Origin of the sequence: uncultured Psychrobacter sp. (genome assembly GCF_947500265.1) — a bacterium.
Classification (GTDB): domain Bacteria; phylum Pseudomonadota; class Gammaproteobacteria; order Pseudomonadales; family Moraxellaceae; genus Psychrobacter.
Genome location: NZ_CANMRN010000001.1, coordinates 141,298 through 154,575, shown reverse-complemented (window position 1 = coordinate 154,575; position 13,278 = coordinate 141,298). Strand labels below are relative to the sequence as shown.

General features: G+C 43.2%; 11 protein-coding genes. 4 read left to right on the top strand and 7 right to left on the bottom strand.

All coding sequences use genetic code 11. The features are described 5' to 3' along the window. Positions 1 to 38 precede the first annotated feature (38 nt). A complete protein-coding gene (locus Q0788_RS00665; RefSeq protein ID WP_298807220.1) occupies positions 39 to 1,103 on the top strand; it encodes an HpcH/HpaI aldolase/citrate lyase family protein in 1,065 nt (354 codons plus the stop codon). A gap of 154 nt (positions 1,104 to 1,257) precedes the next feature. Here the strand turns inward: Q0788_RS00665 and Q0788_RS00660 are convergent, their stop codons facing one another. Next, positions 1,258 to 2,070, bottom strand: coding sequence for an alpha/beta fold hydrolase (locus tag Q0788_RS00660; RefSeq protein WP_298807219.1), 813 nt, complete (start codon positions 2,068 to 2,070; stop codon positions 1,258 to 1,260). Between the two features lie 338 nt (positions 2,071 to 2,408). On the opposite strand from Q0788_RS00660, the gene Q0788_RS00655 reads away from it, so the two are divergent. Next, complete coding sequence (locus Q0788_RS00655; protein ID WP_298807218.1) at positions 2,409 to 3,206, top strand: enoyl-CoA hydratase-related protein; 798 nt, start codon at positions 2,409 to 2,411, stop codon at positions 3,204 to 3,206. Positions 3,207 to 3,275: 69 nt separating this feature from the next. Here Q0788_RS00655 and Q0788_RS00650 read toward each other — a convergent pair whose 3' ends face one another. The 3 genes from Q0788_RS00650 to acnB all read right to left on the bottom strand — a co-directional run bounded on the left by Q0788_RS00650 (position 3,276) and on the right by acnB (position 7,177). Beyond that, positions 3,276 to 3,719: a PACE efflux transporter gene (locus Q0788_RS00650; RefSeq protein ID WP_298807216.1), complete on the bottom strand. Its 444-nt coding sequence runs from the start codon at positions 3,717 to 3,719 to the stop codon at positions 3,276 to 3,278. A gap of 191 nt (positions 3,720 to 3,910) precedes the next feature. Next, positions 3,911 to 4,354 carry a DUF805 domain-containing protein gene (locus Q0788_RS00645; RefSeq protein ID WP_227676897.1) on the bottom strand — a complete coding sequence of 148 codons (444 nt, stop codon included), beginning with the start codon at positions 4,352 to 4,354 and terminating at the stop codon, positions 3,911 to 3,913. Positions 4,355 to 4,573: 219 nt separating this feature from the next. Further along, the gene (gene acnB, locus Q0788_RS00640) at positions 4,574 to 7,177 is read right to left on the bottom strand and encodes a bifunctional aconitate hydratase 2/2-methylisocitrate dehydratase (RefSeq protein WP_298807215.1); all 2,604 of its coding nucleotides are present in this window, start codon (positions 7,175 to 7,177) and stop codon (positions 4,574 to 4,576) included. A 419-nt stretch (positions 7,178 to 7,596) separates the two neighbouring features. On the opposite strand from acnB, the gene Q0788_RS00635 reads away from it, so the two are divergent. Both Q0788_RS00635 and lipA read left to right on the top strand, forming a co-directional pair. Next, positions 7,597 to 8,007 carry a carboxymuconolactone decarboxylase family protein gene (locus tag Q0788_RS00635; protein ID WP_057760859.1) on the top strand — a complete coding sequence of 137 codons (411 nt, stop codon included), beginning with the start codon at positions 7,597 to 7,599 and terminating at the stop codon, positions 8,005 to 8,007. Between the two features lie 148 nt (positions 8,008 to 8,155). Then, positions 8,156 to 9,199, top strand: a complete 1,044-nt coding sequence (gene lipA / locus Q0788_RS00630; protein ID WP_298807214.1) for a lipoyl synthase — start codon at positions 8,156 to 8,158, stop codon at positions 9,197 to 9,199. A 143-nt stretch (positions 9,200 to 9,342) separates the two neighbouring features. On the opposite strand, the gene Q0788_RS00625 is transcribed toward lipA, so the two are convergent. The 3 genes from Q0788_RS00625 to Q0788_RS00615 are packed head-to-tail and all read right to left on the bottom strand — an operon-like array spanning position 9,343 to position 12,917. Continuing rightward, positions 9,343 to 11,346 carry a TRAP transporter permease gene (locus tag Q0788_RS00625; RefSeq protein WP_298807661.1) on the bottom strand — a complete coding sequence of 668 codons (2,004 nt, stop codon included), beginning with the start codon at positions 11,344 to 11,346 and terminating at the stop codon, positions 9,343 to 9,345. 10 nt (positions 11,347 to 11,356) lie between these two features. Next, a complete protein-coding gene (locus Q0788_RS00620; RefSeq protein ID WP_102092890.1) occupies positions 11,357 to 11,920 on the bottom strand; it encodes a DUF1850 domain-containing protein in 564 nt (187 codons plus the stop codon). Then, a complete protein-coding gene (locus Q0788_RS00615) occupies positions 11,898 to 12,917 on the bottom strand; it encodes a TAXI family TRAP transporter solute-binding subunit (protein WP_057760864.1) in 1,020 nt (339 codons plus the stop codon). The genes Q0788_RS00620 and Q0788_RS00615 overlap by 23 nt, the downstream gene beginning before the upstream one ends. Positions 12,918 to 13,278: the final 361 nt, after the last annotated feature.

Sequence of the window (13,278 nt, the reverse complement as noted above, 5' to 3'; positions counted from 1 at the left end):
TTTTCGTTCTCTTATACTCTCTACTTATGATGCCAATTATGTCAGATATGCTAAAAACCGAGTCAGACCTTTACAATGATACCCAATCTTATGCGCATCTGATCACTGAGCGTCATGCGATGGTCAAACCGCACACGCACCATCCATATCAGCTCGGTGCTAGCTTATACATGCCTGCGACTCGCCAAGATATTTGGCAAGTCATCAAGCGAGATAAACTACCGACGATTAATAGTATTATTATCTGTCTAGAGGATGCGGTCAGTCAGCAGGATGTAGAGTTGGCGCTTGAGCGTTTGCGAACCCTCCTGAATACTTGGGCAGAGCATGTGAATAGCATCAATGCGCCATCTAAATCAGCGACGATTCATGCCCAGCATCCGACACGTCCATTGGTTTTTATACGTCCACGTAGCCCGATGATGCTACAGCAACTGTCTGACTATACTCATATTGACCTCATCGATGGTTTCGTCATGCCGAAAGTCGATATGTATAGCTTATCTAACTGGCGCATGGCTTGTCAGAACCTAAAAGTAGATCAACTACTTATGCCGACGCTCGAAACCGCAGCGCTGTTTAATCCGCATCACAATCAGGAGCTTGCCATCGCTTTTAAAGAAGCGTTTAGTCAGCCAGTTTTTGCATTACGTATCGGTGGCAATGACTTATTTGCAGCACTGCGCTTACGTCGCCCAAAAAACAGTATTGTATATGACTCGCCTATCGGTACGTTGGCTTATCAAATGCTTGGCTGTTTTGTGCCGCATGGTTTTTATCTTACCGCGCCAGTATTTGAGTACTTGGATCAGCCGACGCTGTTTATGCAAGAGCTGAACCGAGACGTCAGCTTAGGGATGGTAGGCAAAACTGTCATTCATCCAAGCCAAATTGCCCTAGTACAGCAAGCTTACTGTGTGCCATTGAGTACATTGGATGAAGCACAAGCGATCCTTCACTCTGAGGCCAAAGCGGTGTTTAAGTACAATAATACGATGCTAGAGCCTGCGACGCACCGTGCTTGGGCGACTGAAATTGTTAATCGCGCAGAAGCCTTTGGAACCATTGATGACGGACATAGCCAGTACAGCTCACGAATGTAGCTGTCACCGCTGATACAGATAACTGTCTGCCATTTAACAACTTGCACCATGCAAAAAGCCGCTATCAAATAACAGGTAGCGGCTTTTTTATATAGATATTTGCTTAGGTTTTTTTATAGATATGAGGCTTTAAAGCTCTCGAACAGTAGCTACATTAAGCACAACTTTCCAAAAACTGACGGAGTACTTGGTTCACTTGCTCAGGCTCTTCTACTGTCGATGTATGACCAGCACCTTTGATAATAGCAAGCTTAGAACCAGTAATAGCAAAGTGCATGCGTTCAGACTTGGCATAAGGCGTGGCGGCATCTTCATCACCTACCACAATCAGTGTCGGCGTTTTAATTTCACCCAACTGCTCATAAGTACCTGTACGCTCAATCACACCCATTGTTGCTTTGACCACACCGCCCTTGCGATTGCTTTGTAGCATTGTTAGCCACTGCTTACGGTCAGATTTACGCAGCTTATCTGCCAAAAACGTACTGCCAAACATGATTGGCATCACTTTATTACTCACACGCTTCATACCTAACCAGCGAATCGCTTTAACCAGCTTGCGATACTGAGGTATATTTTTTGGATCTTCAGGGTCAGCAGAGGTTTCTAACAGCGTTAATGACAACAGCAACTCAGGGCGTTTGAGCGCAATACGTTGAGCCACGAACCCGCCCATAGATAGCCCAACAAAGTGACACTTATCAATACCAAGCGCTGCAAGTAAGCCAAGCGTATCGTCAGTCAGCGTCTCCATATCATAGCCAGATTTGGTAACCTGAGACTGACCTTGCCCGCGAAAATCAAAAGCAATACAACGATAGTCTGTTTGAAAGTGCTCCACTTGCTTGTCATACATCTGAGAGCTCCACAGTAGACCGTGAGCAAATACGATAACGGGCTTTTGTGTGTCATTCGGTGCGCTGTCTTCGTAATAAATATCAGCGTTATTTACAGTGATAGTTGGCATAACCACATCCTTGTTTGATCAATGAAAGTTCGAGCGTACCCTTGTGTCTTTTACGACTCTTTTACGCTCAACCTGGCATATTAGCATAATCCATTAGCCTCTTAGGTCATAGCCTTTTTACGAGCCAGTCGTTTTGTCCCATTAGTTAGCATCAGCTTTTACGATAGAATAGGAAAGTTTACCAGTATGTAGATGTGTCTTAAGCGCCCACAAAACACGCTTTTATAATCATAGCAAGCTGCTATAGTAATCAGCATTGAACCATTTTTACCTTTATTTCGTACCATTGTCATTGATACAGAATATTAAAACAGTCATTTAAAATAAGGAAATCTCAAATGTCACAGTCTCTCGTCGATTATCAAGTTGCAGAGCACATTGCTACCATTACATTTAACGATCCAAAAAGCTTAAACGCTTTTGGCACACCCTTAAAAAACCAAGTCTTGATAGCGCTAGATAAAGCGGCTGCAGATGATCAAGTACGAGTGATTATTTTACAAGGGGCTGGTGGTAACTTCTCAAGCGGTGGCGATATTAAAGAGATGTTGTCTGAAGGATTAGACAAGGATATTGTTTCAAACAAATTAAGAGGCATGGTAGAAGGCGCAGGCGAAGTCAGCTTAAAATTACGTCATATACATAAGCCGATTATTGCTAAATTAGAAGGTGCCGTGGCAGGTGCTGGCATGAACTTGGCGCTTACTTGTGACTTCCGAATTGCCGCAGACAATGCGAAGTTTGTACAAGCGTTCGTTAATATTGGCCTAGTTCCAGATGCAGGTGGTATTTACTTATTAAACCAATTGGTTGGTGCAGCAAAAGCCACTGAGCTTGTAATGCTAGGTGATAAGTTGAAAGCTGAAGACATGGCACGTTTAAATCTAGTGAACAACGTGGTAAGTATTGACGAGCTAGAAGCCACCGTACAAGCATTGGCGCTACGATTGAACCAACTACCAGGCAAAGCGTTGGCCGCTATGAAAGAGAGCTTCAACGTACACGCCTTCGCTGGTTTGAGCGCGGCGTTAGATACGGAAGTAGAACAGCAGACCGTAATGGCAAAAACTGATGACTTTATCGAAGGGGTTAGCGCCTTTATCGAAAAGCGTAAACCTGTATATCAAGGTAAATAAAAAGATAAACAACGATGCTATCAAAAAAGGGCTACCAATATGGTAGCCCTTTTCTATCTGTACTTTTAATCAAGAGGCAGTCGCGGAGTTATAATGATAAGGCAAAGTAAATATTTTGTCGAAAATAAAGGTAAAAACGAAGTTGTATATTAAGAAGAAAACCATCAAAGCCGCTTCCATCATAAATGCTTCGATCAAGCCAACATCGTACCAGACGATATATATTGGCAAGCAGATCAATACCAGACCGATTTCAAAAATTAGCGCATGCGCACTACGAATAAGCAGCGTACGCTCAGCTATATGCCTGCGCTGCTCCCAAGTCTCAAAAGCGGTGTTGTAGACGAAGTTCCAAATAATGGCAGCGAGCGATATCATCATAGCAGCGGGCAGCGATTCTGATGCATCACTATTGCTAAGCTTCATTAGTACAAAGGTAGAGGAGATGATTGCCAGAATCTCAAACACAATCACATAGACAATTCGGCGTTTAACTGGGGATAAGGTTATCAACCAAGACTCCAAAGCACATAAGTGCATATCAAAGTATCGGTCCGTCCCGAGTTAGAAAAGATAAATAAAGTGCAGAGCCACGGTTTCCGCCTGCATTTATATTATACAGAAACTAAACTCAAAAATCAGTGAGGACATTTGTAAACAGGCGTAAGCCGTTTTATTAACGATTATCGCCTGTTTTAACCGGACTATTTTGCCGGTAGACCCCATTTATTGGTTTCAGGCTTGGTATCACTCGCTAGAAATACTAGCAATATAATAGAGCCTATCAGTGGCACTATCCCTATCAAAAACCACCATCCTGAGCGGCTAGTATCATGTAAGCGACGGATAGTCACGGCAAGACCAGGCAGAAATAAACCAAGTGCCGCTACTATGTAAAATAAACCTGTCTCTGAGCTAAATATTATCGCATCCAGTAGCATTGCAACGATCATCACACCCATTTGCACTAGAAAAAAATACCAATACTCTTTACGGCGCGCACGGCCAGAAAAATTCGTGTAATTTCTCATGCCCTTTTTGAACCAATCAATGATGCCATAATTTGCTTCAGCGCTATGATTGTTAGCCATCGTAGATCTGGGCAGTGGCGGCGGAGTCGCTTTATCAAGCTTAATATTATTTTCCATAGGGCTTTTTATCTCAGTCGTAAAAAGTAGAAATCGTCAGTGAAAATTATCAACCATTGGTTTTGATTATAGATACTCAATAAAAGTTTGTAAATGAATACTAGTTTTCTTAGAGTTATCAATAAAAAACCCCGCATCATGACGATACGGGGTTATTCTATTATTAAAACTTAAAAACTATTAAAACCTAAAAACGTTTTGCTTAAGCTGCAACCAAAATTAGGTTAACTGAGCGACGTTAATCTTGTCTGCTTCTTCAGTATAGTCTTCCATACGGTCGAAGTTCATGTATTGATAGACTTCATCACCCATGCTGTTTAGCATGCCAGCATACTGCTGATACTCATCGTTAGTCGGCAATTTACCAAGTACCGCTGCGACTGCTGCAAGCTCTGCAGAAGCTAGGTATACGTTAGCGCCTTGACCTAGACGGTTCGGGAAGTTACGAGTTGAAGTCGATACCGCAGTAGATTTCGGTGCGATACGTGCTTGGTTACCCATACATAGTGAACAACCTGGCATTTCAGTACGAGCACCGGCTTGTGCATAGATGTTGTAGTAACCTTCTTCCATCAACTGGCGTGCATCCATCTTAGTAGGTGGTGCAATCCATAGACGAGTCTTCAAGCTACCTGCTGGCACGTCTTGTAGCAATTTACCAGCGGCACGGAAGTGACCGATGTTAGTCATACATGAGCCAATGAATACTTCATCAATCGTATCACCAGCCACGTCTGCTAGCGTTTTTGCATCATCTGGATCGTTCGGGCAGCAAAGGATCGGCTCTTTGATTTCGCTCATATCGATAGTGATGTCGATAGCGTATTCAGCATCGTCGTCAGCACGCATGAGGCTTGGGTTAGCCAACCACTCTTGCATTTGCTCAACACGGCGGCTGATCGTACGTGCATCGCCATAGCCTTCTGAGATCATCCACTTAAGCAGCGTGATATTTGAGTTTAGGTACTCAGTCACTGATGCTTCAGATAAAGTAATGGTACAACCAGCAGCACTACGCTCAGCTGAGGCATCAGACAATTCAAACGCTTGCTCAGCGGTCAAATCTTCTAGACCTTCGATTTCAAGAATACGGCCGTTGAACTCGTTGATTTTACCTTTCTTATCAACCGTCAGGTAACCTTCTTTAATTGCTTGATAAGGGATAGCATGTACTAGGTCACGTAGGGTGATACCAGCTTGACGCTCACCAACAAAACGAACACGGACAGATTCAGGCATATCAAGTGGCATCACACCAGTTGCCGCTGCGAAAGCAACTAGACCAGAACCCGCTGGGAACGAGATACCCATTGGGAAACGAGTATGCGAGTCACCACCAGTACCAACGGTATCTGGAAGTAGCATACGGTTCAACCATGAGTGAATGATACCATCACCTGGACGTAAGCTTACGCCGCCACGGTTCATGATAAAGTCAGGTAGTGTGTGCTGAGTCTCAACGTCAACTGGCTTTGGATAAGCAGCAGTATGACAGAATGACTGCATCACTAGGTCTGCTTGGAAGCCCAAACATGCCAAGTCTTTTAGCTCATCACGTGTCATCGGACCAGTCGTATCCTGAGAGCCGACAGTCGTCATCTTAGGCTCACAGTACATACCTGGACGTACGCCTGACAGGCCACAAGCTTTACCAACCATTTTCTGTGCAAGCGTAAAGCCTTTACCGGTATCAGCTGGCTCTTCTGGCTTAGCAAAGATGTCTGAATGACCAAGACCCATGTATTCACGAGCACGATTGGTCAAACCACGACCAACGATTAATGGAATACGGCCGCCAGCACGAACTTCATCAAGCAATGTTGGTGAGTTTAGTGAGAACGTTGATAGTACTTCGTCAGAGTCATGCTTAGTGATTTTGCCTTCATACGGATAGATGTCAAATACATCACCCATGTTTAGGTTATCAACTGCCACTTTTTCGATTGGCAATGCGCCAGAATCTTCCATCGTGTTGAAGAAGATAGGAGCGATATTGTTACCAAGTACTAGACCGCCGCCACGCTTGTTTGGCACGTTAGGGATATCTTCACCCATCAACCAAAGTACTGAGTTGGTTGCAGACTTACGGCTAGAACCAGTACCAACAACATCACCAACATAGGCTAGCGGATGGCCTTTTTCTTTAAGCGCTTCGATTTGCTTCATTGGGCCAACAACGCCCTCTTCGTCAGCATTGATGCCGTCGCGAGAGTTTTTGTGCATGGCTAGTGAATGTAATGGGATATCAGGACGGCTCCATGCGTCTTGCGCAGGTGATAAGTCATCCGTGTTGGTCTCACCAGTTACTTTAAACGTCGTGTAAGTGGTTTTCTTTGGTACTTCAGCACGGTTCAAGAACCATTCTGCGTCAGCCCAAGACTGAATCACTTCTTTCGCAATAGTGTTGCCAGCTTCTGCTTTTTCAGTCACGTCATTGAACGCGTCAAATACTAGCAAAGTTTTCTTTAATGCTTCAGCAGCGTCTTGTGCAACTTCGCTATCATCTAGTGCAGCAACTAATGGCTGAACGTTGTAGCCACCTTGCATAGTGCCTAGAATTTCAACAGCTTTTTGCTTGCTGATAAGTGGTGATGATGTTTCACCCTTTAAGATAGCAGCCAAAAATGCCGCTTTAACGTATGCTGCTTGGTCAACACCAGCAGGAATACGGTTTTCTAATAGGTTCATTAAGAACGCATCTTCGCCTGCAGGCGGGTTCTTTAATAATTCAACCAACTCTACTACTTGTTTTTCATTTAGTGGTAGGGGTACAGTTCCTAGCTCAGCACGTTCTTCGACATGTTTACGATAAGCTTCTAACACAATAGTCGTCCTCGTCAGTTGGGGTGTAGCACATTACGTGGGTAGTCAGCATGACTGCCTGCGTCTATATACTATATGAAATAATTATCCGTGCAATCATAGCTTAAAACGCTTTAAATGTTAATGGCTCAGCTCTGAAAAGGCGCATAGTAAGGCCATATTGAACATTTATTATAAAAATAGTGCCATCAATAATATGATTGTAGCGCTCATTATAACTGGCATTTGCCTGATTACGCTTATCAATAAGTACTTGCTTTATGACTGAGCAGACACCATATGACTGATATACGCTTTTGTAAGAAACAACTTCGATAAAGTCTCGCTTAAAAAAATGTAGCAATATCGATTTATTAACAGTCGATTGATTAACAGTCGATTTGGTAAAAACATTTTGGTAAAACATTAAGGACGATAATATGACTGATAGCAATACGGACAACAATCCTAACTATGACAATGGTCTCAAGGTACGCACTGAGGTCATGGGTGAGCAGCATGTCAAACGCTCGCTTGATGCTGCCACAGGATTTACCCAACCACTGCAAGACTGGATTATCGAACACGCTTGGGGCAGTACTTGGCAAGACGACTCAGTATTACCGCGCAAGTATCGCTCATTAATCACTATTGCCTTTTTAATTGCCCAAAAAAGCCCAAATGAGTTGAAAGGACATATACGCGGTGCCATTAACAACGGGGCTAGTGTCGCTGAGATTAGAGAAGTGCTCATGCACAGCTTGCCGTACTGCGGTGCACCTGCTACTCAAGAAGCGTTTCGCGCTGCCATAGATATACTGAATGAGTTAGAAATCGATATAGATATTTAAAACTATGGTCGTCCGAGCAATCATAGTAATCTTAACAATATTGTTTAAAAATTGACGACCAAATTTCTGCTATAATATCTGCACTCATAAAACATTCTGATAATTCCATAAACCCTTATAATATAAAGGGTTAAGAGATAACTCCATTATGACAACTGCCGTACAAACACATGTACCTGCTGCTAAGGTCAAACCAAAAAAAGCCATCCAAGGCGAAAAGCTACGTGGCTATGACAAAGTTGCCCGTATCCCAATTAAGGTGATTCCGACTGTCGAGGCAAAGAAAAAGCCTGATTGGATTCGGGTAAAAATGTCCTCGCCTGCTGAAGTCGCTCGTATCAAAGCAACCTTACGTGAGCAAAAGCTTTATACCGTTTGTGAAGAAGCGGCCTGCCCTAACCTGCCACAGTGCTTCGCTGATGGTACAGCCACCTTTATGATCATGGGTGATATCTGTACGCGTCGCTGCCCGTTCTGTGATGTAGGTCATGGTCGTCCTAATGAGCTAGACAAGGATGAGCCGCGTCATACTGCTGAGACGATTCAAGGTCTACAGCTTAAATATGCCGTAATCACCTCTGTTGATCGTGACGATCTAAAAGACGGCGGTGCTGGACATTTTGTAGAAGTGCTAAACGAATCAAGAGCGCTTAGCCCAAATTGCTTGATTGAAATCCTAGTACCAGATTTTCGTGGTCGTATGGATATTGCGTTGGATTTATTGACAGAGACTGCACCAGATGTGTTTAACCATAATATCGAAACGGTGCCACGTCTATACAAAGCCTTCCGTCCAGGTTCTGACTATCAGCATTCGCTAGATTTGCTTAAGATTTATAAAGAGCGTCGTCCTGATATCGCCACCAAGTGCGGCTTTATGGTTGGTCTTGGCGAGACGGAAGAAGAGATCTATGCCCTACTCGATGATCTAAAAGCTCATGATGTAGATATGATTACTATTGGTCAGTATCTACAGCCTAGCAAAAACCATGCGCCTGTTGATCGTTATGTCCATCCAGACGAGTTCCAACGCTATATGGACTACGGTAAAAAGATTGGCTTCTTTAGCATTTGGGCAGGTCCAATGGTACGCTCAAGCTACTTTGCCGATCGTCAGTACTATGGCGAAGACTGCCCAGCACCTATCCGTAGCAAAAAAGCATTAGAAGCTGAAGGTAAACTTGGCTGCTAATTTAGCAATAAAGTGATGTGAGAATAGTTGCGAACAGCAGTCGCTAAAACATCTCTTAAAAATATTAAAAGGGTGAATAACAAATTTGTTATTCACCCTTTTTTTGAGCTTTGTTAGATTTAAGAATGATTAAACCTAACGCTTTACACGGTTAAAGTTGGCGTTGGCTTTCCAGCTGTTTTTATATTGAATGCAGCAATACCAAGAACAATAATACCACCTGCAATACCAGTCGTAATCTCAGGATAAATCAATAGTAAAGCACCAATAGCTAAGATAACACGAGTTACCGTATTCATACTGCCTCTGAAGTAGCCTTCAAGTGCCGAGCTCAGCGCAATAACACCAGTTACCGAAGTCACTACCACTGTAATGATATCTACAATAGGTGGCAGCGGGAAATCTTTTGCCGTGACTGCTAAACCAGTTGGATCTATCATCAACATCGTTGGATTATAGATAAACATGAACGGCACGATGAATCCCGCGAGGGCAAGTTTGAGAGATAAGAACCCTGTTTTCATCGGATCACCACCGGATATACCTGCACCCGCAAAGGCTGCAAGACACACAGGCGGTGTAATATTGGCAAAGATACCAAAATAGAAAACAAACATGTGCGCTGACAAGATTGGAATATCAAAACCAGCCAATGCTGGTGCAGCCATCGTCGCCGTAATGATATAGGCAGGAATAGAGGGTAGCCCCATGCCCAAAACCATTGATGCCAACATCGTCAAGATAAGCGTAAAGAATAGCGATCCTGCACCTAAGGTCACGATAGAGGATGTCATCACCGTACCAAAACTGGTCAGGCTCACAACCCCAATGATAATACCGACTACCGCACAAGCAGCCATGACCGCTAGTGACTGGCGCGCACCATCTTCTAATGCACCCAAAATATCAGAAAAGCTCATGCGCGTTTCGGCACGTAGCATACTGATCACAACGGTAAAGCCAATGGTATAAGCTGCTGCATATCCCACAGGTACGTTTCTGATTAATAAGAAAATCAAGAAGACAATCGGCAATAGCATGTGACCGCGGGCTTTTAGTACCTCTTTGACCGCTGGTAAATTTTCTTTAGCAATACCTTTTAGATCGCGACGTCCAGCGCGGAAATGCACCTGCGCAATGACGCCTAAATAGTACAATATCGCTGGCAATAATGCTGCTAAGGCAATCGTGCTATACGGCAAGCCTGTTGTCTCAGCCATGATAAAGGCACTGGCACCCATAATCGGTGGCAAGATCTGTCCACCAACTGAAGCACTGGCTTCAACTGCACCTGCGAAATCTTTATGATAGCCGACCTTTTTCATCAGCGGAATGGTAAAAGCACCCGTACTAACCACATTTGATAAAGCTGAGCCATTGATACTGCCCATAAAGCCACTAGAGATAACCGCTACTTTTGCAGGCCCGCCCTTTTTATGACCAGCGATGGCCAATGCCAAGTCATTAAATAACTGCCCCATTCCCGAACGTGCTAAGAATGCACCGAACAGAATGAATAAGAAGATAAAGGTGACCGATGCACCAATCGCAACAGAGTATAGACCCTCTGTTTTTAAGAATAATTGACCAAAGATATCACCCATATCATAAGGGCGAGTCAAAAGCCTATCAGGCATAAAATCTAAATGACTAACAAATGGATACGCCAAAAATATGCCGGCCAAGATTGGCAAAATCCAACCAGTGATACGGCGACTGCCTTCTAGTACGCAGACTACCGTAATCAAGGAAAATATCACATCGACCTGATTGGCCATACCGCCACGCGAGGTGACGATATCTTGATATTCATAGATGAGATAGCCCATACCAGATAAAGACAAGGCAAACCAAATCCAGTCATACCATGCCACTCGTTTGCGACTGCTTTTTTTGCTGGCTGGAAAAATTAGGAATATCAATGCAAAACCAACACCCACGTGTACAGAGCGCTGTAACAGTGCTGGCATTGGATTAAAAGTGATATATAAATGAAACAGTGAATAGAGTATACAAATGCCAGCGATAAAATACTTCACTGGTCCTTGAGTGATATGACGCGTGATTGACTCTCGGTCATATTTTTCCAATACTGCTCGGTTGACCGCATCCGCCTCAGCATCGTTATCAACTTGAGCATCTGGCATGGTAGTCACACTACCTTGATCCGTCACTTGGGAGTTCATGACAAAAGTCCTTTTTAAATCTATCAATTAAATCATACGTCTTAGGCATGATCACCACTTCAGAATAGTCTGGCACCCACTGGTGAATCAAGAAACGATGACCACCATAATCCATTTCCCCTTTGGTCAGTCTAGATACGACCCAATTAAGGCGAGGCAGTTTTTCGTTGATTTGATAACCCAGATAGCCAGGCTTTTGTATAGGAGCGAGCATTTCGGTGGAGGGTGTCCCTGCACCGAACGCTTCAAAATAGGTCGTGGTCAGTAACAGCTCCGCACCTTCTGTACTGCTGCCGTCTATGCGTTGATACTGCTCTTCCCACCACTGTTTTTCTACAGAATGTATCCAACGTAGCTGAAAATCAGGCTCAGTGAAGTAACAAACCTTATCATCAGCACCGTCTACGCCTGCGACTCGCACTTCAACGACAGACTGAAGCGTAGAGCCTAACCATAGCGTAAAAAAAACCAGCGCTGCAATAAATGCCGCGCCAGTTGATAACCATAATGAATTACTTGGCTGCTTGTTCGTCATAGTACTTTTTAGCTCCAGGATGGATTGGGGCTACCATGCCATCACGAGCAGTTTCTAGACTGATATCATTGGCCGCTTGGTGAGCTGTTTTTAGACCATCTAAATTATCGAACAATGCTTTGGTTAGTTTATAACCATCCGCTTCAGATAGATCAGAGCTAACCAATAATGCATTCATGATTGCAGCAGTTGGTACGGCTGTTTCGTTGCCATAAGTGCCAGCAGGAATCTCAAAGGTTTTGAAGTAAGGCTTGGTCGCGATGATTTCTTTTAGCTTGTCTTGGTTGATAGTGACAATCTGTAAATCTAAGCCTTGCTCTAACTCCATCAAAGATGAATTTGGTAGGCCACTACTAAAGAATGCCGCTTCGATCTTACCTGCTTTCATACCATCAGCAGCTTCAGCAAAGCCTAGATAATCAACGGTGACATCATCATATGTGATACCAAACCCTTCCAGTAAAGTACGAGCATTGACTTCTGTACCAGAACCTTGATCGCCTACCGCAATACGCTTGCCTCGTAAATCTTCAATGTTTTTGATACCAGATTTTTTTGAAGTTACGATTTGCACCACATTAGGGTACAAAACAGCAATCTGTTGAATGTTAGTGATTGGCTGCTCAAAGTTGTTTTTACCTTCGACAGCATCCGTCACTACGTCACTTAGTGCTAAGACCATGTCGACCTTGCCTTGGGTCAATAGATTGACGTTTTCGACTGATGCGCCAGTGGTTTGAGTTTTTGAGTTTACGCCAAAAGTTTTGACATAGACTTCAGACAATGAAGTACCAATAATGTTGTAAGGGCCAGACGCACCGCCAGTAGCGATGGTCAAAAACTTAGTATCAAGCTTATCTGCTGCAGTATCTGTTGCCGCGCTATCTGCAGATGCAGTATCACTGCCCTCTGAGCTTGGAGATGAGCATGCAGTTAAACCTAACGCAGCACTCAACATAGCTGACAAAAGTAATGGGGATTTTAAAGAATTAAGCATTGAATTCATCCTTGAAGTAATCGGTTTTATACGTTTAACAATATCCGTATTTATACATAAATACGTTACAGACGAGTAATAATATAGTAATTCTACCAATAAATAAACCTTAGCTTACTTTCTCTTTTTCTTTCAATACCTTATATTTAAAGCTATTAGAGAAAATATAGGCCATTCATTAATTGAGCTAATATATATGTATGTTTTGCTATGCGAAACAAAGTTTCATTTAATAAATATTAAAACAAAAATTGTCGCTATTGTAAACCTTTATCGATATCTGAAAAATATTGCCATATCGCATTATTTCTTAGGAATTTTTAGATATAGCAAATTAATGAGAATTCTCGATTTATAACTA